This window comes from Thauera sp. 2A1, assembly GCF_009469595.2.
Taxonomy (GTDB): Bacteria; Pseudomonadota; Gammaproteobacteria; order Burkholderiales; family Rhodocyclaceae; genus Thauera.
On sequence record NZ_SSXV01000009.1, the window covers coordinates 107,645 to 130,373 of the forward strand.

Genomic DNA, 22,729 nt, shown 5'->3' on the forward strand with positions numbered 1-22,729 from the left:
GTGGCTCAGCCAGAACAGCAGCCGGGAACCGTTGCGGTTTCCGGCCGCCAACTTTCCGCGGACGGCGACGTTGAGGCCGTGCTGTCGGGTGTGACAATGGGACAGAATCAATTCGCGGTGTCTCGGTTCAAGCGGTTGAGCGATGCTCTCTTCGCCGGGACCGCACGATCGTTTGCCGTGCTGACGCTGGTCTTGCTCGCCGGCATCATCGTTGCGTTGACTTATGCGTCGTGGCCAAGCCTGCAGGCCTTCGGCATCGGTTTCCTGTTCTCGACGGACTGGAATCCGCCGATGGAGAAATTCGGTGCGCTCATCCCCATATACGGGACCATCGTCACCTCGATCATTGCGCTGCTTATCGCTGTTCCGATCAGCTTCGGGATCGCCTTGTTCCTGACCGAGTTGTCGCCCGTGTGGTTGCGCCGTCCTCTCGGCACGGCGATCGAGTTGCTTGCAGCCATTCCAAGCATTGTTTACGGGATGTGGGGCTTGCTCGTCTTCGCTCCGATCTTCGCAAAATATGTCCAGCCCGCCTTGCAGGCGACGCTGGGCAAGTTGCCACTCGTCGGCCTACTTTTCGAGGGCGCGCCGCTTGGCATCGGCCTGCTGGCAGCAGGGATCATCCTCGCAATCATGATCATTCCCTACATCGCTTCGGTCATGCGTGATGTATTTGAAGTGACACCGCCCATGCTGAAGGAGTCGGCCTACGGTGTCGGATGTACCACGTGGGAAGTGATGTGGAACGTCGTGCTTCCTTACACGCGGACAGGGGTAATCGGTGGCGTGATGCTGGGTCTGGGGCGAGCGCTCGGCGAGACGATGGCGGTGACCTTCGTCATCGGCAACACGAACTTCCTGAACACTGCCTCGCTCTTTGCACCGGGCAACAGCATCACTTCCGCGCTGGCCAACGAGTTCGCCGAAGCGGACCCCGGTCTCCACTCTGCGTCGCTGATGGAACTGGGCCTGATTCTGTTCGCGATTACGCTCGCTGTTCTCGTCGTGTCGAAACTCCTGCTGCTTCGTCTCGCCAAGAGCGAAGGCGCGAAGAGCTGAGGGGGTGTCATGAATCTTCTGACAAGGCGCAAGCTGACCAACAAGGTGGCGCTGACGCTGTCGTTATCGGCAATGTTGTTCGGCCTGTTCTGGCTTGCATGGATCCTGTGGACGGTTTTCGAACTGGGTCTGTCCGGGCTGTCGCTCAGTCTTCTGACGCAAATGACGCCGCCGCCGGGCGATGAGGTCGGTGGCCTGTCGAATGCGATCGTCGGGAGCCTGATCCTGGTGGGCCTGGCAACCTTGATCGGTACGCCGGTCGGTATCATTGCCGGAATCTATCTTGCGGAATATGGACGCTTCACTGTCCTCGGGAAGCTGACCCGGTTCATCAACGACCTGCTCTTGTCGGCTCCTTCCATCGTCATCGGTCTCTTTGTCTATGCCGCTGTGGTGGCGCAGACGGGCAAGTTCTCGGCATGGGCGGGCGTCATCGCTCTGGCGCTGATCGTGCTGCCGGTCGTGGTGCGCACCACCGAGAACATGCTGCAACTGATTCCGAACACGCTACGTGAGGCCGCGTTCGCACTTGGTGCGCCCAAGAGCGTGGTCATTTCGAAGGTGACGCTCCGCGCGGCCCGCTCGGGGGTGGTCACTGGCGTGCTGCTCGCTGTTGCGCGCATCGCCGGTGAGACTGCTCCCCTGCTGTTCACCGCGTTGTCGAACCAGTTCTGGTCGCTCGACATGAACGAGCCGATGGCGAACCTGCCGGTGACGATCTTCAAGTTCGCAATGAGCCCGTTCAGCAACTGGCAGCAGCTTGCATGGGCAGGTGTTTTCCTGATCACGCTCGGCGTGCTCGCCCTGAACGTCGTCGCCCGCGTCTTCCTCCGGGCTGAAAAGATCAACTGATGAGTAGGGATTGCGGTCCGCTTCGTGGTCGCAATCCGGAGTGAATATGGAAATCACTGACGCGCAGATCGAATTCAAGGATTTCAATTTTTATTACGGCAAGTTCCATGCGCTGAAGAACATCAACTTCAAGATGGCTCGGCACAAGGTGACTGCGTTCATCGGCCCTTCGGGCTGTGGCAAGTCGACCTTGCTGCGCACCATCAATCGCATGTACGACCTGTACCCCGAGCAGCGTGCCGAGGGCCAGTTGTTGTTCGACGGGCGGAATCTGCTCGATGCTGGTGTGGACGTGAGCGTGCTCCGTGCCAAGATCGGCATGGTGTTCCAGAAGCCGACACCGTTTCCGATGTCGATTTACGAGAACATCGCCTTCGGGGTCAGGCTGCACGAGAAGCTTTCCGTCAGTCAGATGGACGAACGGGTCGAATGGGCCCTGCGCAAGGCCGCGCTGTGGGATGAAGTGAAGGACAAACTCAATCAGAGCGGGATGAGCCTGTCCGGTGGGCAGCAGCAGCGCCTGTGCATTGCGCGAGGCATTGCAGTGAAGCCCGAAGTGATTCTCCTCGACGAGCCGACTTCGGCGCTGGATCCGATCTCCACGTCCCGTATCGAGGAACTGGTCGACGAACTCAAGAAGGAGTTCACGATCGTCATCGTGACTCACAACATGCAACAGGCCGCTCGCATCTCGGACTACACCGCCTACATGTATCTCGGCGAGATGGTGGAGTTCGGCCTTACCGACGAACTCTTCCTCAAACCGAAGAAGAAGGCGACCGAGGATTACATCACCGGGCGCTTTGGCTGAGCGACCTGGGTGGGCCGCCTCGCGGCGGGTGTCCAGTCTTGCATGGGCGCCAAGCCATCCGTCCGCGTAGCGGTTCAATGTTGGCGGCTCCCAAGGAGGCAGTCGCCCTCTCCACCTGCATCGCGACCGATCTGCTCGAGCGCGCCAGTCGATCGAATTGCGGGTGGGGCCACGAACCCCTATAATTCCGCGGTTTAACGCTCAGGGTGCGGACGCTTTCGTGGACAAACTGGTTGCCGGAAACTGGAAGATGAACGGGGGACTGGCGTCGAATCGCCTGCTCCTGGATGCATTCACGCCTGTTTCCGGGGTCGACATGCTGGTCTGCGTGCCGTACCCCTATCTCTCCCAGGCTCAACAACGCACGCCATCCATCGCCTTGGGCGCCCAGGATGTGAGCGAATTTCCAGCGGGTGCATACACCGGCGAAGTCAGTGCTGCGATGCTGCGGGATTTCGACTGCACTTTCGTGATCGTGGGGCACTCGGAGCGACGCGCGCTGTTTCATGAAGACAATGCGACGGTGGCGCGCAAGGCTGCGGCGGCACTTGCGGCGGGGGTGACGCCCATCGTTTGCGTGGGCGAGACCCTCGCTGAGCGTGATGCCGGGCGCGTGATGGACGTGATTGGCGCTCAGCTTTCGGCGGTCCTTGAAGTCCTGGGCGTTGCCGCAATGGCGCGAATCGTTCTTGCGTACGAGCCCGTATGGGCCATCGGCGCCGGCCGGTCAGCGTCCGCCGAACAGGTCGCCGGCGTACATGGGGCCATCCGAGCCTGGCTCGCAACGAGGGGTGTCGACGCCGGGACTCTTCGCATCCTCTATGGCGGCAGCGTGAAGCCGCAGAACGCAGCAGAACTCTTCGCCATTCAGCACGTCGATGGTGCCCTCGTCGGTGGGGCCTCCCTCGTCGCGGATGACTTCATGGCCATCTGTCGTGCAGCCGCGCATCGCTGAATGAGCGTACCTCTTTTCTTCTGAAGGTTGGCAATGACAAATCTCGCTTTTTCCATTGTTCTCTCGGTGCACATTCTCGTCGGCCTTGGTGTGATCGGTCTGGTGCTGGTTCAGCATGGCAAGGGAGCCGACATGGGTGCGGCGTTCGGCAGCGGCGCATCCGGGAGCCTGTTCGGTTCCTCGGGGTCTGCGAACTTCCTGAGCCGCACCACTGCCGTGCTCGCGACCGTGTTTTTTCTCACCAGCCTGGGTTTGAGCTATCTCGCCAGCAACAGGACGGCGGCGCCTGCCAGCGTCATGCAGGCGGTTCCGGCGCAGCCCGCGCAGGACGTTGCTCCGCCTGTGCCCGCAGCGTCTTCGGACGACTCGAAGGCGCAGGCGATCCCCAAGTAAGGGCTGCCGAACTGTTGGCGCACCGCGCAAATCGTCGTATAATTCACGCGCTTAATCGAATGTTGAAGCCGACGTGGTGAAATTGGTAGACACGCTATCTTGAGGGGGTAGTGGCGAAAGCCGTGTGAGTTCGAGTCTCACCGTCGGCACCAGATCTTGGATGGCGCCCGCGAAAGCGGGCGTTTCCACGCAGCGCAGCGCAAAAAAATAATGTGACGTAAAGTCGCTAATCATTGGGGGTCAATGAGCCATGCTGGAAAACTATTTTCCCGTTTTGATGTTCATTCTCGTTGGTCTCGGTGTCGGCGTTGTTCCGGTTCTTCTCGGGCGTCTCATTGCCCCCTACCGGCCTGATAGCGAAAAGAACTCTCCGTATGAATGCGGTTTCGAGGCATTCGAAGATGCGCGGATGAAGTTCGACGTTCGTTATTACCTCATCGCAATCCTGTTCATTCTCTTCGATCTTGAAATCGCCTTTCTCTTTCCGTGGGCGACGGTATTTCAAGAATTCATTGCGGCCGGGCAGCATGCAATGTTCGTCTTCGGCTCCGTCTTGGTCTTTCTGACCATTCTGGTAATCGGCTACATCGTCGAGTGGAAAAACGGCGCGCTCGACTGGGAGTAACGCATGAGCATTGAGGGCGTCTTTCGCGAGGGGTTCGTCACGACCTCTCTGGATGCGGTCATCAACTGGACGCGCACCGGTTCGCTGTGGCCGATGACTTTCGGTCTCGCATGTTGCGCGGTCGAGATGATCCACGCGGGCTGTTCGCGCTATGACCTGGACCGATTTGGCGTCGTGTTCCGGCCGAGTCCTCGACAGTCTGACCTCATGATTGTCGCTGGAACCCTTTGCAACAAGATGGCTCCCGCGCTGCGCAAGGTGTATGACCAGATGTCGGAGCCGCGGTGGGTGATCTCGATGGGGTCGTGCGCAAACGGCGGCGGTTACTATCATTATTCCTATTCCGTGGTGCGCGGGTGTGACCGTATCGTTCCGGTCGATGTCTATGTGCCGGGCTGTCCGCCGACCGCCGAAGCACTGCTGTACGGCATCATTCAGTTGCAGAACAAGATCAAGCGCACCAATACGATTGCGCGCTGACAGGTGTGTCCTCAAATGAGTCAAAAGCTTGAACGCCTGATTCAGACTTTGAAAGATGTGCTCGGCGAGAAGCTGAAGTCGCTGACCACAGATCTTGGCGAAGTCACCATCGAAGTCTCCGCCAGCGATTATCTCGGGGTCGCCCGTGCATTGCGCGATCATGCTGATCTGCATTTCGAGGAATTGATGGATATTTCCGGAGTCGACTATTCGGCCTACGGAAATGGCGCGTGGACCGGTCGTCGCTTCGCGTCCACGGGGCACCTGTTGTCCGTCCGACACAACTGGCGTCTCCGTCTGAAGGTGTTTGCTGACGATGACGATTTTCCCGTCGTCGACTCCGTAGTCGAGATCTGGCCCAGCGCAAACTGGTACGAACGCGAGTCGTTTGATCTCTACGGCATCATGTATTCCGGCCATCCCGATCTGCGCCGTATCCTGACCGACTACGGTTTTGTCGGTCATCCGTTCCGCAAGGATTTTCCAGTTTCGGGCTACGTGGAAATGCGTTACGACCCGGAGCAGGGAAGGGTTGTTTATCAGCCAGTCACGATCGAGCCGCGGGAGAACACGCCCCGCATCGTGCGTGAGGACAACTACGGGGATGTCGGCCATGGCTGAAATTCGTAACTACACCATCAACTTCGGTCCGCAGCACCCATCAGCTCACGGCGTGCTCCGGCTGGTTCTGGAGCTGGATGGTGAAGTCGTCGAACGTGCAGATCCGCATATCGGGCTGCTCCATCGTGGCACCGAAAAACTTGCCGAGACGCGGACCTGGGTGCAATCGGTTCCCTATATGGACCGCCTCGACTACGTGTCGATGATGTGCAACGAGCACGCCTACTGCATGGCAATCGAACGCCTGCTTGGCGTCGAAGTGCCGCTGCGCGCGCAATATATCCGAGTGATGTTTGACGAGATCACGCGGATTCTCAACCACCTGCTCAACATCGGTACGCACGCGCTGGATATCGGCGCGATGACGATGGTGCTCTACACCTTCCGTGAGCGGGAAGATCTCATGGACGCGTATGAGGCCGTGTCCGGTGCGCGCCTGCATGCTGCATATTATCGGCCCGGCGGGGTGTATCGCGACCTTCCCGATCGCATGCCGCAATACGAAGTCAACAAGTTCCGCAATGCCAAGACCGTTTCCGAGCTTAACGCGTCACGTTCGGGTTCGTTGCTCGATTTTCTCGAAGACTTCACCAACCGCTTCCCCACCTACTGCGATGAGTACGAGACGCTGCTGACCGATAACCGGATCTGGAAGCAGCGTACGGTGGGTATCGGCGTGGTTTCGCCTGAGCAGGCACTTGCGTGGGGGTTCAGTGGGGCGATGCTTCGCGGCTCTGGTGTCGCCTGGGACTTGCGCAAGAAGCAGCCCTATGAAGTCTATGATCGTGTGGATTTCGACATTCCGGTCGGCAAGAACGGTGATTGTTACGACCGATATCTCTGCCGCATGGAAGAGATGCGTCAATCCAACCGGATCATCAAGCAGTGCATCGACTGGTTGCGTAAGAATCCCGGGCCGGTAATCACGGACAATCACAAAATCGCTCCGCCGCCACGCGAACAGATGAAGTCGAACATGGAAGAGTTGATCCATCACTTCAAGCTGTTCACCGAGGGTATGCATGTGCCCAAGGGTGAAGTTTATGCGGCCGTCGAGCATCCGAAAGGGGAGTTCGGCGTGTACGCGGTGTCCGATGGCGCGAACAAGCCATATCGACTCAAGCTCCGTGCGCCTGGCTACGCGCACCTCGCGGCCATGGATGAAATCGCGAGGGGGCACATGATCGCTGACGTTGTTGCAATCATCGGCACGATGGATGTCGTGTTCGGCGAAATCGACCGATAGGCGAATTCCGAAAACAATCCATTTTCAGCCGGCAACCCGGAAGACGAAAACGAAATGCTGAGTCAGGAATCGCTGCAACAGATCGATCGCGAAGTTGCGAAATATCCGGCGGACCAGAAGCAGTCTGCCGTCATGGCCGCCCTGCGTATCGCGCAGGTCGAAAAAGGTTGGCTTCGCAAGGACGTGATCGAGTTCGTCGCCAGTTATCTCGGCATGCCCGCGATAGCAGCCTATGAAGTCGCTAGCTTCTACAACATGTACGATCTTGAGCCGGTGGGTCGGCACAAGATCACTGTATGCACCAATCTTCCCTGTGCGCTTTCTGGCGGAGTTCACGCCGCAGACTATGTCAAGCACAAGCTTGGGATCGATTTCAACGAGACCACGCCGGATGGCAAGTTCACGCTGAAGGAGGGTGAGTGCATGGGAGCCTGCGGCGATGCTCCGGTGCTGCTGGTGAACAATCACCATATGTGCAGCTGGATGACCACCGAGAAGATCGACCAACTGCTCGCCGAACTGGACAAGAAATGAGCACGCAAGGAATGATCCTCGCCGGCTGCGACGGCGACCGCACCTGGCGGCTCCAGGACTACGTTGCGCGGGGGGGCTACTCCGCGCTGCGCAAGATTCTCAGCGAGAAGATCTCGCAGGACGCGATCATCGCCGAGCTCAAGGCGTCGGTACTTCGCGGAAGGGGGGGCGCAGGGTTTCCGACCGGTCTGAAGTGGAGCTTCATGCCTCGTGCCTTCCCGGGCGACAAGTATCTCGCCTGCAACTCGGATGAGGGCGAGCCAGGCACCTTCAAGGACCGCGACATCCTTCGCTACAACCCGCATTCTGTCATCGAGGGCATGGCGATCGCAGCTTATGCGATGGGCGCGGCGCGTGGATACAACTACATCCACGGCGAAGTCTTCGAGGTGTATAAGCGATTCGAAGAGGCTCTGGACGAAGCCCGCGCCGCGGGGTTCATCGGACAGAATATTCTTGGCTCCGACTTTTCCTTCGAGCTTTTTGCCCATCACGGCTACGGCGCATACATCTGTGGTGAGGAGACGGCACTACTCGAGTCCATCGAGGGCAAGAAAGGACAGCCGCGATTCAAGCCGCCTTTCCCCGCCAGTTACGGCCTCTACGGAAAGCCGACCACCATCAACAACACCGAGACTTTCGCCTCCGTCCCGTTCATCATGAACATGGGTGGCGAGGCGTTCCTGAATCTCGGCAAGCCGAACAACGGCGGGATGAAGCTTTTTTCGGTGTCCGGCCACGTGAATCGTCCCGGCAACTACGAAATCCCCCTGGGCACGCCGTTCGCGGAACTGCTCGAGATGGCGGGTGGAATGCGCGGCGGCCGCAAGATCAAGGCCGTGATTCCGGGGGGATCTTCAGCTCCGGTCTTGCCGGGCCAAGTCATGATGGATTGCACGATGGACTATGACTCGATCTCCAAGGCGGGATCGATGCTTGGCTCTGGCGCCGTCATCGTCATGGACGAGACGACCTGCATGGTGAAGTCGCTCGAGCGTCTCTCGTATTTCTACTTCGAGGAATCGTGCGGTCAGTGCACACCCTGTCGTGAGGGCACGGGATGGCTCTACCGCGTCGTGCATCGGATCGAGCATGGTCTGGGCCGGCCGGATGACCTCGATCTGCTGAATTCGGTGACGGCGAACATCATGGGACGCACCATATGCGCACTGGGTGATGCCGCTTCCATGCCGGTGCAGAGTTTCGTCAAGCACTTCGGGTCAGAGTTCGAATACCACATCGAAAACAAGAAATGCCTCGTGCCGCCAGAAGTGCAGCACGCGGGAAGTCAAATCTACGTGAGCCCGTCATGCTAGAGATCGAAATCGACGGCAAGCAGGTCCAGGTCCGGGACGGCAGCACCGTCATGGATGCTGCGTCGGCTGCAGGTGCGTACATTCCGCACTTCTGCTACCACAAGAAGCTGTCCATCGCGGCCAACTGTCGCATGTGCCTGGTGCAGGTGGAGAAGGCGCCCAAGCCGCTTCCAGCCTGCGCCACGCCGGTGACCAACGGAATGAAGGTGTGGACGCATTCCGAACAGGCGGTGAAGGCACAGAAGGGTGTGATGGAGTTCCTCCTGATCAACCATCCTCTGGATTGCCCCATCTGCGATCAGGGGGGCGAATGTCAGTTGCAGGATCTCGCTGTGGGTTACGGCGCAACAGCATCGCGGTATCAAGAGGAGAAGCGCGTCGTTTTCAACAAGAACCTCGGCTCGCTGGTGTCGACCGACATGACGCGTTGCATCAACTGCACGCGCTGTGTACGTTTCACTGCAGAGATCGCTGGCGAGATGGAACTCGGACAGGCTTTTCGCGGCGAGCATGCGGAGATCATGCCGTTCATCGAAAAGACAGTCGATTCGGAGCTTTCCGGGAACATCATCGATCTGTGCCCCGTTGGTGCGCTGACGTCAAAGCCCTTTCGCTTTGCCGCGCGCACGTGGGAGCTGTCTCGGCGCAAATCCATCAGCCCGCACGATTCGCTGGGCTCCAACCTCATCGTCCAGACTAAACATGACGTCGTCAAGCGCGTGCTCCCGCTGGAGAACGAGGACGTCAATGAGTGCTGGCTATCCGACAAGGATCGCTTCTCTTACGAGGCATTGAACGGTGAAGATCGGCTCACGCAGCCGATGGTGAAGCAGGGCGGCGAGTGGAAGCCTGTCGATTGGCAGCGTGCGCTCGAGTTCGTCGCCACCGGCTTGCGCGACGTCGTGCGTGATTTCGGACCTTCGGAACTCGGAGCGCTTGCCTCCCCGCATTCGACGGTCGAGGAACTGTACCTTCTTCAGAAGCTGGTTCGTGCGCTGGGTTCCGACAATGTGGACTTCCGCCTGCGTCAGACCGACTTCAGTGCGGATGGCGCGCGCAAAGGGGTGCCCTGGTTGGGCATGCCCGTTGCGGCGGTCAGCGAACTTGAGCGGCTGTTGGTCGTGGGGAGTTTCCTGCGTAAGGACGCGCCGCTGCTTGCCCAGCGCGTTCGCCAGGCTGCCAAGCGGGGACTGAAGGTTAGCGCAGTCGGACCGAACGCCGAGGAATGGTTGATTCCGGTTGCAAACCGTGCGCTTGTCTCGCCGTCCCAAATGGTGCCGATGCTTGCCCAGATCGTATTCGCGCTGACTCACGAGAAGGCGCTCGAAGCGTCGGACAGCGTGCGTCCCTTGCTACCGAGCACGGCGTCGGACGAGGCCGCTGCCATTGCGAGGAGTCTCGCGAGTGGGGCCAAGGTTGCGGTCTGGCTCGGCAACCTCGCGTCACAGCATGAACAGGCTTCGCACCTTGAGCTGCTCGCTCAGGAGATTGCCCGCCTTACCGGCGGTGTGGCCGGCACCGTCGGAGAAGCTGCCAACAGCGTGGGCGGCTATCTTGCAGGCGCCGTTCCAGGACCTCGCGGACTGAATTCGCGCACGATGGTGGAGCAGCCGCGCAAGGCTTACGTCTTGCTCGGGCTTGAGCCGGATCTCGATCACTCGAACGCCGTCGCCGCGATGAATGCTCTGGGGTCCGCGCAGTTGGTCGTCGCCATGTCTGCGTTCAATTCCCCTTCGCTGCGCGAGGTGGCAGACGTAATGTTGCCGATTGCGCCGTTCAGCGAGACATCCGGGACGTTCGTGAGCGCTGAGGGCCGAGTGCAGAGTTTCAACGCTGTCGCTCGTCCCCTGGGCGAGACCCGCCCTGCGTGGAAGGTGCTGCGTGTGCTCGGTAACCTCCTGCAGGCCGACGGATTCGACCAGGCCGATTCCGAGTCGGTGCGTGCGGAAGCACTGGATTCCGGGTGTGGTGAGCGTCTGGACAATGCTCTTGATCTAGCCGCAGCACCTGGAATCAAGGCGGGTTCGAGCGGTTTCGAACGGGTCGCCGACGTGCCCATCTATTTCGCCGATCCTCTGGTGCGTCGTGCGCCCGCGTTGCAGAAGACCCGCGACGCTGGCGCGCCGGTTGCGCGGATGGCGAGCGCGACGCTGGCGGGCGTGGGCGTGTCGTCCGGCGAGCGGGTTCGCGTCAAAGGGGCGGGGCAGATCGAGATCGTCGCGGTGGCTGACGAAGGCGTGGCACCGGGCTGTGTCCGAATCGCTGCGGCACATGCCGCGACGGCGGCACTCGGGCCGCTGAGCGGCATACTCTCCGTGGAGCGTGTCTGATGCAAGCAATGCTGCAACCGGTGGCCGACCTCTTCGGCCCGTCCTGGCCAGCCGTATGGACGCTGATCAAGATCGTTGCGATCGTCGCCCCGCTGATGGGGGCGGTGGCTTATCTCACGCTCGCTGAGCGCAAGGTGATCGGTTACATGCAGGTTCGGATCGGCCCCAATCGCGTGGGTCCGATGGGTCTGCTTCAGCCAATCGCCGACGGCGTGAAACTGCTGCTGAAGGAAATCATCGTTCCGAGCGGATCGAACAAGGGTTTGTTCATCCTTGGCCCGATTCTCGCTATCGCCCCTGCGTTGGCGGCTTGGTCGGTGGTCCCGTTCAGCGAAGGCCTGGTGCTCGCAAACGTGAATGCCGGTCTGTTGTTGCTACTGGCGATCACCTCGATGGAGGTGTACGGCGTGATCATCGCCGGCTGGGCATCGAACTCGAAGTATCCGTTCCTTGGGTCCATGCGGGCGGCTGCGCAGATGGTGTCGTACGAAGTGTCGATGGGTTTCGCCCTGATTTGCGTGCTGCTGATTTCGGCCAGTCTCAACCTGACTGACATCGTGCATTCGCAAGGGCAGGGACGTTTCCATGAGATGGGGCTGTCGTTCTTGTCGTGGAACTGGTTGCCGTTGTTGCCGATGTTTGTCGTCTATCTGATCTCTGGCATCGCAGAGACGAACCGTGCCCCGTTCGACGTGGTGGAAGGCGAAGCCGAGGTGGTTGCGGGCCACATGGTCGAATATTCGGGCATGACCTTCGCGCTGTTCTTCCTCGCCGAATACGCGAACATGATCCTGGTCTCCATCCTTACCTCCGTGCTGTTCCTGGGAGGGTGGTTGTCTCCGTTCGGTTTCTTGCCTGATGGCTTTCACTGGTTGGCGCTCAAGACGGCGCTGATATTGTTCGTGTTCCTCTGGGCGCGCGCCACCTTCCCCCGCTTCCGCTACGACCAGATCATGCGCCTCGGCTGGAAGGTGTTCATTCCCGTCACCCTGATCTGGGTGTTCGTGGTTGCGGTGTGGATGATGTCGCCGCTTTCGATCTGGAAGTGAGGATTTGAGCATGGGTGGCAAGGATTTGATCGGTAGCCTGTTCCTCAAGGAACTCGTGAAGGGGATGGCGCTGACGGGTAGGCATTTCTTCCAGCGCAAGATCACCGTCCAGTTTCCCGAGGAAAAGACGCCGCAGAGCAACCGGTTCCGTGGCCTGCACGCGCTTCGGCGATATCCCAACGGGGAAGAACGCTGCATCGCCTGCAAGCTTTGTGAAGCGATCTGTCCCGCCATGGCGATCACGATCGAATCGGAGCAGCGAGACGACGGTTCGCGGCGTACCAGCCGCTATGACATCGATTTGACGAAATGCATCTTCTGCGGTTTCTGTGAAGAAGCCTGCCCGGTCGATGCAATCGTGGAGACTCGAGTGTTTGAATACCACGGCGAAGAACGTGGCGATCTGTACTACACGAAGCAGATGCTGCTTGCTGTCGGTGACCGCTATGAAGCGCAGATTGCAGCAGACCGCGAGCAGGACGCGAAGTACCGTTAAACGGAGAGCGCTTCGGCGCTGCGAGTCACCAATATGGAATTCAAGACCTTCGTCTTCTACTTTCTTGCCGTAATCATGGTGGTTGCGGCATTGAGGGTCATCACTGTGCGCAACCCGGTGCATGCCGCGTTGTTCCTCGTGCTGACGTTCTTCAACGCGGGCGGCATCTGGCTGCTTCTGCAGGCGGAATTCCTGGCCATCACGTTGGTGATGGTCTACGTTGGCGCGGTGATGGTGCTCTTCCTCTTCGTCGTGATGATGCTCGACATCAATCTCGATCGGATACGCGAGGGTTTCTGGAGCTACCTGCCGGTGGGCGCGCTGGTCGGCGTGTTGATGCTGATCGAGATGGTGATGGTGCTTGGCGGACGCTATTTCGGACTGGATGCCATGCCGGCGCCGCCTGCAGCGCAGGCAGGTTTCAGCAACACGCGTGAACTCGGGCGCGTCCTCTATACGGACTACGTCTATCCCTTTGAACTGGCTTCGCTGGTTCTGCTCGTGGCGATGGTGGCGGCCGTTGCCTTGACATTGCGGAAGCGCAGGGGTGTGAAGTACATCGACCCGGCCGAGCAGGTCGCCGTCAGGCGGGAGGGTCGCGTCGAGTTGGTCAAGATGGCGGCCGAGAAAGAATAAAACGATCCGCGAACAAGAACCGCGTCGGGGACTTGCCGGCGCGACCAGGGAGTCATAGATGCTTGCGCTTTCCCATTACCTCATTCTGGGCGCGATCCTGTTCGCGATAAGCGTGGTCGGGATCTTCCTTAACCGGAAGAACCTGATCGTGCTGTTGATGGCCATCGAGCTGATGCTGCTCGCGGTCAATCTGAACTTCATTGCGTTCTCGCACTATCTCGGCGACATCGCCGGACAGGTGTTTGTTTTCTTCATTCTCACGGTGGCGGCGGCCGAGTCGGCGATCGGCCTGGCGATCTTGATCGTTATGTTCCGCAACATGCGGACCATCCATGTGGATGACCTGGACAGCCTCAAGGGTTAAGGAAGCGTCGCGATGACGGACATGCAGAAGCTCTATCTCCTCGTGCCCCTGGCGCCACTGGCGGGTGCGATCCTCGCTGGTCTCTTCGGCAAGGCGATTGGTCGCGCAGGGGCGCACGTCGCGACCATCCTTGGCGTGGCCGTGGCGTTCGTCGCGTCGGTCTTCGTTTTCAGGGACGTGCAAGCCGGCAACACCTTCAACGGGACCATTTACACCTGGATGATGGCCGGAGGGATCAAGTTCGAGGTCGGTTTCCTGATCGACTCGCTGACAGTGATGATGATGCTCGTCGTGACATTCGTGTCCCTGATGGTGCACATCTACACGATTGGTTATATGTCGGAAGATCCAGGCTATCAGCGCTTCTTCAGCTACATCTCGCTGTTCACCTTCTCGATGCTGATGCTGGTGATGTCGAACAACTTCCTGCAGTTGTTCTTCGGCTGGGAAGCGGTGGGTCTGGTGTCCTATCTCCTGATCGGCTTCTGGTACGAGCGGCCTACAGCGATTTACGCGAACCTCAAGGCGTTCCTGGTCAATCGTGTGGGCGACTTTGGGTTCCTGCTCGGTATCGGCCTTGTTGCTGCGTATGCGGGTTCGCTGAATTACGCCGAAGTCTTTGCCAAGGCAGGTGAACTCGCCTCGCAGGAGATGGCGGTGACCGGGTGGCCCCTCATCACCGCGATCTGCATCTGCCTCTTCATCGGCGCGATGGGCAAGTCTGCGCAGGTTCCGTTGCATGTCTGGCTGCCGGATTCGATGGAGGGTCCGACCCCGATCTCCGCACTGATTCATGCCGCAACGATGGTGACGGCCGGCATCTTCATGGTGGCGCGTATGTCCCCGCTGTTCGAGCTGTCCGATACCGCGCTGTCGTTCGTGCTGGTGATCGGTGCGACAACCGCGCTCTTCATGGGTTTCCTGGGCATCGTGCAGAACGACGTCAAGCGTGTCGTAGCGTATTCGACACTGTCTCAGCTCGGCTACATGACCGTCGCGCTCGGCGTCTCGGCTTACTCGGCGGCGGTGTTCCACTTGATGACCCACGCGTTCTTCAAGGCGCTGCTTTTCCTCGGTGCAGGTTCGGTGATCATCGGCATGCACCATGATCAGGACATGCGCAACATGGGCGGCCTGCGCAAATACATGCCGATCACGTGGATTACGTCACTGCTCGGCTCGCTCGCGCTTATCGGCTTTCCGTTCTTCTCGGGTTTCTACTCGAAGGATTCGATCATCGAAGCCGTGCATGGGTCACATATTCCCGGCTCCGGTTATGCGCTCTTCTGCGTAATGCTAGGGGTCTTCATCACTGCGTTCTATTCCTTCCGCATGTATTTCCTCGTCTTCCACGGGGAGGAGCGCTTCGGCAAGGCGCATCACGATCATCATGGCGATCACGATGACGAGGAGCCGAGTGAGGACCATCATCACGGCCTCGCGCCGGGCCAGAAGCCGCACGAGTCCCCGCTGGTCGTGACGTTGCCACTCATTCTTCTCGCGATTCCGTCAGTGGTGATCGGTTTCATGACGATAGAGCCGATGCTGTTCGGCGAGTGGTTCAAGGGAGTGATCTTCGTCGGTGAGAACCATGCTGGCCTCAAGGAACTCGCGGAACATTTCCATGGGCCCGTGGCGATGGCTCTGCACGGGCTGCAGACGGCACCGTTCTGGTTGGCGATTTCGGGGGTGGCGCTGGCGTGGTTCTTCTACATGGTGAAGCCGGGTATTCCGGCTGCCATCCAACGCACTTTCAAGCCGTTGTATGTTCTGCTCGACAACAAGTATTACTTCGATCGCTTCAACGAGATCTTCTTCGCTGGTGGCTCGCGCTTGCTGGGACGTGGATTGTGGAAAATCGGTGATCAGGGGGTCATCGATGGCGTCGCAGTGAATGGCACGGCCAAGCTTGTCGGCTGGGTGGCGCAGATCTCGCGCCTGGTTCAGACGGGACATCTCTACCAGTATGCGTTCGTGATGATCATTGGCGTGTTCGTGCTGCTCACCTTCTGGTTCAATCGGGGTTGAGCGGGCTGTTATTCGCGCACGAGTCGAATCAGATAACAAGATGGAACGCGCTCAAGTGAGCGCATACAACGGATAGCAACGATGACGGACATTCCTTTCCTCAGTCTCGCGATCTGGGTGCCGATCCTTGGGGGTGTGCTGGTGCTTGCCACCGGCTCCGATCGGAACGCCCCGCTGGCTCGGATTCTTGCCTTTGCGGTGGCGGTCGCGGGATTTGTCGTGACGATTCCGCTGTACACGGGCTTCGACACGAGTTCGAGTGCCATGCAGTTCGTGGAACTGCAGTCGTGGATTCCGCGTTTCAACATCAATTACCACCTCGGCGTCGACGGCATTTCTGTGCTTTTCCTGCTCCTGAACGCGTTCATCACGATCATGGTGGTGATGGCGGGGTGGCAGGTGATCCAGGAGAGGGTGGCGCAGTACATGGCGGCCTTCCTGATCATGTCCGGCCTGATGAACGGGATCTTCTCTGCACTCGACGGAGTGCTGTTCTACGTCTTCTTCGAAGCCTCGCTCATTCCGCTCTACCTCGTCATCGGCATCTGGGGCGGTCAGAACCGGGTGTACGCAGCGATCAAGTTCTTCCTCTATACGCTGCTCGGTTCGTTGCTGATGCTGATCGCGCTGCTGTACCTGTTCATGCAATCGGGCGGTAGTTTCAGTATCCTCGACTGGCATCAACTGCCGTTGCCGATGGAGCCACAGGTCCTGATATTCCTGGCGTTCCTGATTGCCTTCGGTGTCAAGGTGCCGATGTGGCCGGTTCATACTTGGCTGCCAGATGCACACGTCGAAGCCCCGACTGGCGGTTCAGTGGTGCTGGCAGCGATCGCGCTGAAGCTTGGTGCTTATGGTTTCCTGCGGTTCTCGATTCCCATCGTTCCCGATGCGGCGCACCAGCTTGCCCCGGTGGTCATCACTTTGTCGCTGATCGCGGTCATCTACATCGGCTTCGTGGCACTGGTCCAGACCGACATGAAGAAGCTGGTGGCATACTCGTCGATCTCGCACATGGGTTTTGTCACGCTGGGCTTCTTCATGTTCAACCAGCTTGGCATCGAGGGCGCTATCGTGCAGATGATTTCGCACGGTTTTGTTTCCGGAGCGATGTTCCTTTGCATCGGCGTTCTTTATGACCGCGTGCACTCGCGCCAGATTGCCGATTACGGCGGGGTGGTGCATACGATGCCGAAGTTTGCCGCCTTCTTCATGCTGTTCGCGATGGCCAACTCGGGCTTGCCGGCGACTTCGGGCTTCGTGGGTGAATTCATGGTGGTCCTGGGCGCGGTGAAGTTCAATTTCTGGGTTGCTTTCGCGGCTGCGGTGACGCTGATCCTCGGTGCGGCATATACCTTGTGGATGTACAAGCGCGTCGTATTCGGCAAGGTGGCGAACAGCCACGTTGCCGAACTGGAGGACATCAACGCGCGTGAATTCGCATTCCTTGCCATCCTCGCGCTGTGCGTACTGGCGATGGGTCTCTACCCCTTCCCCTTCACTGAAGTCATGCATGCATCGGTGGATGAGTTGCTGCGGCATGTAGCAGTGAGCAAGCTCTGAGTGCCACGGCACCACGTGAGCTAAGCCGAGATAATTAACGGACTGGTCAGAAGATGAACTTTGTCGTCCCCGACTTCTACCCCGCAGCGGCCGAGATCTTCGTCGCCGTGATGGCGCTCGTGATCATGCTGGCGAGTACGTTCGCCCGTGGTGTGCGCTGGCTTGGGTATGCGCTTACCCAACTCACGTTGATCGCAGCGGCATTCGTCACGATCTTCACGATGCAGGGGGAGGTGAGCTACACGTTCAGCAACCTGTTCGTGAGCGATCTCATGGGCCAGTTCCTGAAACTCGTCATCTATTTCTCGATGGCCGTTGCGCTCTTGTATGGCCGGGGGTATCTGGCCGACCGGAACATCGACAAGCCCGAGTACTACCTTCTCGCATTGCTGATGACGCTTGGCATGATGGTGATGGTGACCGCCAACCACATGCTCCCGATGTATATCGGCCTGGAGATGATGTCGCTCGCGCTCTATACGATGGTGGCTTTCGACCGGGACTCCGGACGCTCGACGGAAGCGGCGATGAAGTATTTCGTGCTCGGTGCTCTCGCTTCCGGCCTGCTGCTGTACGGCATGTCAATGGTTTATGGTGCTACCGGCTCGCTCGAATTTACTGGTATCGCGCAGGCGGTCTACAACCAAGCCGCCAACCAGACGGTGTTGCTGTTTGGGCTCGTCTTCCTGGTGGCGGGGATCGCCTTCAAGCTCGGCGTCGTTCCGTTCCACATGTGGGTGCCGGATGTGTATCAGGGGGCACCTACGGCGGTGACGCTGGTGATTGCCACGGCACCCAAGCTTGCTGCGTTCGCGATGGCGATTCGGCTGCTGGTCTGGGGCCTCTTCGACCTCGCGGCGCAGTGGCAAACCATGCTGATGTTGATTGCGGTCGCATCCATCGTGTTGGGCAACCTTGCTGCGATCGCACAGCAGAACATCAAGCGCATGCTTGCCTACTCGGGCATCTCGCACATGGGTTTCGTCGTGCTAGGCCTGCTTGCCGGTGTGGTCGATGGCGATCGCCACTTCGCCCTCAATGCCTACAGCTCTGCGATGTTCTATGCAGTGGCGTACGTGATCATGAGCCTGGCCTCATTCGGCATGGTGATCCTGCTCTCGCGTGCGGGTTTCGAAGCTGAGAACATCGACGACTTCAAGGGTTTGAACAAGCGCAGCCCGTGGTTTGCGCTGATGATGATGTTCGTGATGTTCTCGATGGCGGGCATTCCGTTCTTCATCGGGTTCTTCGCCAAGCTCTCGGTCCTGCAAGCCGTCGTGGCGGCCGGATACTTCTGGCTGGCGGTCGTAGCGGTGATCATGTCTGTGATTGGTGCCTTCTATTATCTGCGAGTGGTGAAGGTGATGTATTTCGATGCGCCGGAGGATACGAGCGAGATTCGTGCGCCTGCGGAACTGCGGGTGCTGCTTTCCGCCAACGGCTTGGCAATTGCGGCGCTCGGTGTCGCACCGCAGATGCTGATGTCACTCTGCGCGTACGCACTTCTCGCATCGCTCTGATCGCCAATAGCACAGTCGCGCACGCTGATTTCATGTCTGGTTCATCAGGGGCTTGGTTGCTGCTCGCGGCAGCATTTTTCGCCGCGAATCTGCCGTTCATCTTCGAGAGAGTTTTTTTCGTTGTGCGCGTGCCTGCCGGTCGGCGCAAGCGTTTCGGCTGGCGCCTCGCGGAGTTGGTGTTGCTCTATTTTCTCGTGGGCATCGCGTCCCTCCTTTTCGAGGATCGCGGCTACGGTGGCGTGTATCGTCAAGGCTGGGAGTTCTATGCGACCACGATCAGCCTCTTTCTCGTGTTTGCCTTCCCGGGTTTTGTTTTCCGCTATCTGTGGCGCCACGAGATTTCTATGCGTCGTGCGGTGAAGGGTTAGCCATGGCGGCGAAGGATTCCCTGCACGAGGAGCAAGTTGACAGTGAGTCGGTTTTCGACGGTGCGCTGCTCAAAGTCTGGCGCGATCGCGTGCGCTTGCCAGATGGGACGCTCGCCTTCAGGGAATACATACGACATCCTGGCGCTGTTGTGATCGTGGCCTGCCTGGACGATGGCAGGTTGATCTTCGAGCGTCAGTTCCGATATCCGCTGGGACGAGCCTTCCTTGAATTGCCGGCAGGCAAGATCGACCGAGATGAGCCGATCGATCGCTGCGCGCGACGTGAACTACGCGAGGAAACGGGGTATGAAGCGAAAGCCTGGGCCCATCTCGGAGTGATGCATCCGTGCATCGGCTACTCCGATGAGCGTATCGAGATCTTCATGGCGCACGATCTCACGCACGTCGGGCACGCCTTGGATGACGGCGAATTCCTGGAGGTGCATCTGCTTACGGTCGATGAGGCGATCTCGGCGGTGCATGCGGGGGAGATCACTGACGGCAAGACGATCAGTGCGCTTTTCCGTGCGCTGCCGCTCATTCAGGGGAAAGATCGCCGGATGTGATGGTGACTGATGTTCGGGCAGGAAGTCAGGTGGAACGGAAGGGCGTCCTGTCCTGAAGTTCGTCCAGGTACAACTCGATGCCGGCGCTCTCGCGTGCGAGATAGTCCTGGACGGCATGGCGAAAACGTTGATCGCGAATCCAGTGTGCTGAATAAGTGACGACTGGCAGGAGCCCGCGCGCGAGCTTGTGTTCGCCCTGTGCTCCGCCTTCGAATCTCTCCAGCCCTGTCGCGATGCAATATTCGATGGCCTGGTAGTAGCACAGCTCGAAGTGCAGAAAGGGCAGATGCTCGATTGCACCCCAGTACCTCCCGTACAAGGCTTGCTCGTCGCACAGGAAGAAGGCCGAAGCGATCGGTTGTCCCTTGCGGCTCGCCACCAGGAGGCGTACGGCATCTGGCTGGCGTCGGGCGAGCTCGACGAAGAAGCCGGGACGCAGATAGGGCGTCGACCGATGGAGCGCATAGGTCATGGCGTAGCATCGATGGAAGAAGGACCAATCGGACGTCGTGGCCGAGCGACCGTCAAGCCATCGAAGATCGAGCCCATGCTGCTGGGCACGACGCCGTTCTTGTTTAATCTTTTTGCGCTTGTCGTGGTTCATTCCGGCAGCGAACTCGTCGAAATCGAGGTAACGCTGGTTCTTCCAGTGGAACTGCACGCCTTGGCGCATCAACAAGCCGGCGTCGCGCAACCAGGCGGCCTCTTCTTCGGTTGGCAATAGAACGTGAAAGGAGGATCGCCCGCTTGCGTGTATGTGCTCTAGCGCGGCGCGCAGCAGATTCCGCCTTGCCTGCGCATCGCGGCCCAGCAGACGTCTTCCCGGTAGTGGCGTGAACGGGACGGCCGAGAGCCACTTTGGATAGTAGTGCAGTCCGTGCCGTGCGTAGGCGTCTGCCCAAGCCCAGTCGAAGACATACTCGCCATAGGAATGCTCCTTCTCGTAGAGAGGCATGGCGGCGACCAGCCGGCCGTCCTGCCACAAGGTCGCATGCCTGGGAGCCCAGCCGGTTCCATTGCCGACGCAACCCGTTTCTTCGAGGGTGCTAAGGAAGGAATGGCTGACTGCCGGCGCGGTTACGCCTTCATGTCGCGCCAGTTCATCCCAGTCGGCAGGCCTTATCGCGTGCAGACGGTCCAGGATGGCAAAGCCGTCATGCGTATTCATGGCAAGGGCGCGCATTTTGGGTTAGCGGCGCGGCAGCGCTTCGGATGCGCCGTGGGCGCGTCGAAGCGGTATAGTTTCGCCTCATGATGAACATTCAACACAAATCGATCTCCGTTGCCGTTGCACAAGGGAATTTTACCGTCGGTGACTTGCAGTCCAATGCCGACCGGGTGATTTCCTGCATGGAGGCAGCCAGGGCGGCGGGGGCCGACCTGGTCCTGACTCCGGAACTGGCCCTTGCCGGTTATCCGCCCGAGGATCTGCTGCTGCGCCCCGATTTCTATCGGGCATGCGCACGCGAGACGGCGCGCATTGTCGAGGCATCACGAGGCCTGTGTGTGGTGCTGGGCCATCCGGTGGAGGCGGACGAGGGCTATTTCAATGCCGCGTCCGTCATCGTGGATGGCCGGCTCGAGGCGACTTACCACAAGCATCTGCTGCCGAACTATGAGGTGTTCGACGAGGAGCGCTACTTCGAGGCCGGTCTGGTGCCTTGCGTGTTCGACTACAAGGGTGTCCGCCTCGGGGTGACGATCTGCGCTGACCTGTGGGAGGCCGCGCCGGCGGCCCTGGCTCGCGCGGCGGGCGCCGAGGTGCTTCTGTCGCTGAACGCGTCACCCTTTCACATGAACAAGCAGCAGCGCAGGCACCAGGTGCTGCGTGATCGGGTGCGGGAGACCGGCCTGCCCATCCTCTATTGCAACATGGTTGGCGGGCAGGACGAGCTGGTGTTCGACGGTGGCTCGTTTGCGGTGGATGCAGATGGCGCCTTGGCGTATCAGAGCGCATCTTTCGAAGAGCGGCTCGACATCGTGCGTTTCGAGAATGGCCGCTGGAATTCGGAGGTCCAGGAGTTGGCACGGCCGCTGGAGGAAGACGCCTATGAGGCGCTCAAGTGCGGCGTGCGCGACTACCTCGCCAAGAACCGCTTTCCTGGAGCGATCATCGGGCTGTCGGGGGGTATCGACTCGGCGTTGACGCTCGCGGTCGCGGTCGACGCCCTCGGAGCCGATCGCGTGCGCGCGGTGATGATGCCTTCTCCCTACACGGCGCAAATGAGCCTCGACGATTCGCGCGAGATGGTGCGGCGGCTCGGCGTCCGCTACGACGAGATCCCGATCGAGCCGGCCATGAAGGTCTTCGGCGAGCTGCTTGCGCCACAGTTCGCGGGGCTGCCCGAGGACACGACGGAGGAGAACCTGCAGAGCAGGATCCGGGGAATGATCCTGATGGCGCTTTCGAACAAGACCGGCGCGATCGTCCTCACCACGGGGAACAAGAGCGAGATGGCGACAGGTTACGCCACGCTCTATGGCGACATGGCGGGCGGATTCGCGGTGCTGAAGGACCTGTACAAGACGTTCGTGTACCGACTTTCGAACTGGCGTAACAGCGTCAGTCCGGTGATACCGCAGAACATCATCGACCGCCCGCCTTCGGCCGAGCTCAAACCGGGCCAGACGGACCAGGACAGCCTGCCTCCGTACGAGGTGCTCGACGCGATCATCGAGGCCTACATGGAACGGGACGAGGCTCCGCGCCAGATCATCGCTGCCGGCTTCCCGGAACTTGACGTGCGGCGCACGGTGGCGATGCTCAAGCGCAACGAATACAAGCGCCGCCAGGCCCCTGTCGGCATCCGCGTCACCCAGCGCGGCTTCGGCAGGGACTGGCGATATCCGATAACATCCCGTTACCAGGACGAGTTCTGAGTACGAAGGGATGCGGTCTGCGCGGGCAAAATGTCGG

23 protein-coding genes and 1 tRNA gene are annotated in these 22,729 nt (G+C 59.6%); 23 read left to right on the forward strand and 1 reads right to left on the reverse strand.

Annotated elements, in window-relative coordinates; translation table 11 throughout:
- The 22 genes from pstC (at position 1) to GH664_RS10690 (ending at position 19,812) form a co-directional block, all read left to right on the forward strand.
- The gene (gene pstC, locus GH664_RS10585) at positions 1 to 1,059 is read left to right on the forward strand and encodes a phosphate ABC transporter permease PstC (RefSeq protein ID WP_228111466.1); all 1,059 of its coding nucleotides are present in this window, start codon (positions 1 to 3) and stop codon (positions 1,057 to 1,059) included.
- Positions 1,060 to 1,068: 9 nt separating this feature from the next.
- Positions 1,069 to 1,911, forward strand: a complete 843-nt coding sequence (gene pstA, locus GH664_RS10590) for a phosphate ABC transporter permease PstA (protein ID WP_153168034.1) — start codon at positions 1,069 to 1,071, stop codon at positions 1,909 to 1,911.
- 46 nt (positions 1,912 to 1,957) lie between these two features.
- Positions 1,958 to 2,722 (forward strand): phosphate ABC transporter ATP-binding protein PstB, encoded by a 765-nt coding sequence (gene pstB / locus GH664_RS10595; RefSeq protein WP_153168035.1) that lies wholly within the window; start codon positions 1,958 to 1,960, stop codon positions 2,720 to 2,722.
- Positions 2,723 to 2,942: 220 nt separating this feature from the next.
- Positions 2,943 to 3,677, forward strand: a complete 735-nt coding sequence (gene tpiA / locus GH664_RS10600) for a triose-phosphate isomerase (protein ID WP_153168036.1) — start codon at positions 2,943 to 2,945, stop codon at positions 3,675 to 3,677.
- 33 nt (positions 3,678 to 3,710) lie between these two features.
- Positions 3,711 to 4,070 carry a preprotein translocase subunit SecG gene (gene secG, locus GH664_RS10605; RefSeq protein ID WP_153168037.1) on the forward strand — a complete coding sequence of 120 codons (360 nt, stop codon included), beginning with the start codon at positions 3,711 to 3,713 and terminating at the stop codon, positions 4,068 to 4,070.
- Between the two features lie 67 nt (positions 4,071 to 4,137).
- A tRNA-Leu gene (locus GH664_RS10610) sits at positions 4,138 to 4,222 on the forward strand.
- A 98-nt stretch (positions 4,223 to 4,320) separates the two neighbouring features.
- Positions 4,321 to 4,695: an NADH-quinone oxidoreductase subunit A gene (gene ndhC / locus GH664_RS10615; protein ID WP_153168038.1), complete on the forward strand. Its 375-nt coding sequence runs from the start codon at positions 4,321 to 4,323 to the stop codon at positions 4,693 to 4,695.
- A 3-nt stretch (positions 4,696 to 4,698) separates the two neighbouring features.
- On the forward strand, positions 4,699 to 5,175 hold the full coding sequence (locus GH664_RS10620; protein WP_153168039.1) for an NADH-quinone oxidoreductase subunit B family protein: 477 nt from the start codon (positions 4,699 to 4,701) through the stop codon (positions 5,173 to 5,175).
- A 15-nt stretch (positions 5,176 to 5,190) separates the two neighbouring features.
- A complete protein-coding gene (locus tag GH664_RS10625; protein WP_153168040.1) occupies positions 5,191 to 5,796 on the forward strand; it encodes an NADH-quinone oxidoreductase subunit C in 606 nt (201 codons plus the stop codon).
- Complete coding sequence (locus tag GH664_RS10630; RefSeq protein WP_153168041.1) at positions 5,789 to 7,042, forward strand: NADH-quinone oxidoreductase subunit D; 1,254 nt, start codon at positions 5,789 to 5,791, stop codon at positions 7,040 to 7,042. Before GH664_RS10625 ends, GH664_RS10630 begins: the two co-directional genes overlap by 8 nt.
- Positions 7,043 to 7,096: 54 nt before the next feature.
- Entirely contained in the window at positions 7,097 to 7,576 is a 480-nt protein-coding gene (gene nuoE / locus GH664_RS10635) for an NADH-quinone oxidoreductase subunit NuoE (protein WP_153168042.1), read from the forward strand.
- A gap of 11 nt (positions 7,577 to 7,587) precedes the next feature.
- Positions 7,588 to 8,892, forward strand: a complete 1,305-nt coding sequence (gene nuoF / locus GH664_RS10640) for an NADH-quinone oxidoreductase subunit NuoF (protein ID WP_153168087.1) — start codon at positions 7,588 to 7,590, stop codon at positions 8,890 to 8,892.
- Complete coding sequence (nuoG, locus tag GH664_RS10645; RefSeq protein ID WP_153168043.1) at positions 8,886 to 11,222, forward strand: NADH-quinone oxidoreductase subunit NuoG; 2,337 nt, start codon at positions 8,886 to 8,888, stop codon at positions 11,220 to 11,222. Before nuoF ends, nuoG begins: the two co-directional genes overlap by 7 nt.
- Positions 11,222 to 12,271 (forward strand): NADH-quinone oxidoreductase subunit NuoH, encoded by a 1,050-nt coding sequence (gene nuoH / locus GH664_RS10650; RefSeq protein WP_153168044.1) that lies wholly within the window; start codon positions 11,222 to 11,224, stop codon positions 12,269 to 12,271. The genes nuoG and nuoH overlap by 1 nt, the downstream gene beginning before the upstream one ends.
- A gap of 10 nt (positions 12,272 to 12,281) precedes the next feature.
- On the forward strand, positions 12,282 to 12,767 hold the full coding sequence (gene nuoI / locus GH664_RS10655; protein WP_153168045.1) for an NADH-quinone oxidoreductase subunit NuoI: 486 nt from the start codon (positions 12,282 to 12,284) through the stop codon (positions 12,765 to 12,767).
- A gap of 33 nt (positions 12,768 to 12,800) precedes the next feature.
- A complete protein-coding gene (locus GH664_RS10660) occupies positions 12,801 to 13,403 on the forward strand; it encodes an NADH-quinone oxidoreductase subunit J (protein WP_153168046.1) in 603 nt (200 codons plus the stop codon).
- A 58-nt stretch (positions 13,404 to 13,461) separates the two neighbouring features.
- Complete coding sequence (gene nuoK / locus GH664_RS10665; RefSeq protein ID WP_153168047.1) at positions 13,462 to 13,767, forward strand: NADH-quinone oxidoreductase subunit NuoK; 306 nt, start codon at positions 13,462 to 13,464, stop codon at positions 13,765 to 13,767.
- A 12-nt stretch (positions 13,768 to 13,779) separates the two neighbouring features.
- On the forward strand, positions 13,780 to 15,795 hold the full coding sequence (nuoL, locus tag GH664_RS10670) for an NADH-quinone oxidoreductase subunit L (RefSeq protein WP_153168048.1): 2,016 nt from the start codon (positions 13,780 to 13,782) through the stop codon (positions 15,793 to 15,795).
- Positions 15,796 to 15,876: 81 nt separating this feature from the next.
- Positions 15,877 to 17,358: an NADH-quinone oxidoreductase subunit M gene (locus GH664_RS10675; RefSeq protein ID WP_153168049.1), complete on the forward strand. Its 1,482-nt coding sequence runs from the start codon at positions 15,877 to 15,879 to the stop codon at positions 17,356 to 17,358.
- 53 nt (positions 17,359 to 17,411) lie between these two features.
- A complete protein-coding gene (gene nuoN / locus GH664_RS10680) occupies positions 17,412 to 18,878 on the forward strand; it encodes an NADH-quinone oxidoreductase subunit NuoN (RefSeq protein WP_153168050.1) in 1,467 nt (488 codons plus the stop codon).
- A 32-nt stretch (positions 18,879 to 18,910) separates the two neighbouring features.
- Positions 18,911 to 19,246 (forward strand): DUF2818 family protein, encoded by a 336-nt coding sequence (locus tag GH664_RS10685; protein WP_153168051.1) that lies wholly within the window; start codon positions 18,911 to 18,913, stop codon positions 19,244 to 19,246.
- Positions 19,247 to 19,248: 2 nt separating this feature from the next.
- Positions 19,249 to 19,812 (forward strand): NUDIX domain-containing protein, encoded by a 564-nt coding sequence (locus GH664_RS10690; protein WP_153168052.1) that lies wholly within the window; start codon positions 19,249 to 19,251, stop codon positions 19,810 to 19,812.
- Positions 19,813 to 19,837: 25 nt separating this feature from the next.
- On the opposite strand, the gene GH664_RS10695 is transcribed toward GH664_RS10690, so the two are convergent.
- Positions 19,838 to 20,980 carry a GNAT family N-acetyltransferase gene (locus tag GH664_RS10695; RefSeq protein ID WP_153168053.1) on the reverse strand — a complete coding sequence of 381 codons (1,143 nt, stop codon included), beginning with the start codon at positions 20,978 to 20,980 and terminating at the stop codon, positions 19,838 to 19,840.
- Between the two features lie 86 nt (positions 20,981 to 21,066).
- On the opposite strand from GH664_RS10695, the gene GH664_RS10700 reads away from it, so the two are divergent.
- Positions 21,067 to 22,692, forward strand: a complete 1,626-nt coding sequence (locus tag GH664_RS10700) for an NAD+ synthase (RefSeq protein ID WP_153168088.1) — start codon at positions 21,067 to 21,069, stop codon at positions 22,690 to 22,692.
- Positions 22,693 to 22,729: the final 37 nt, after the last annotated feature.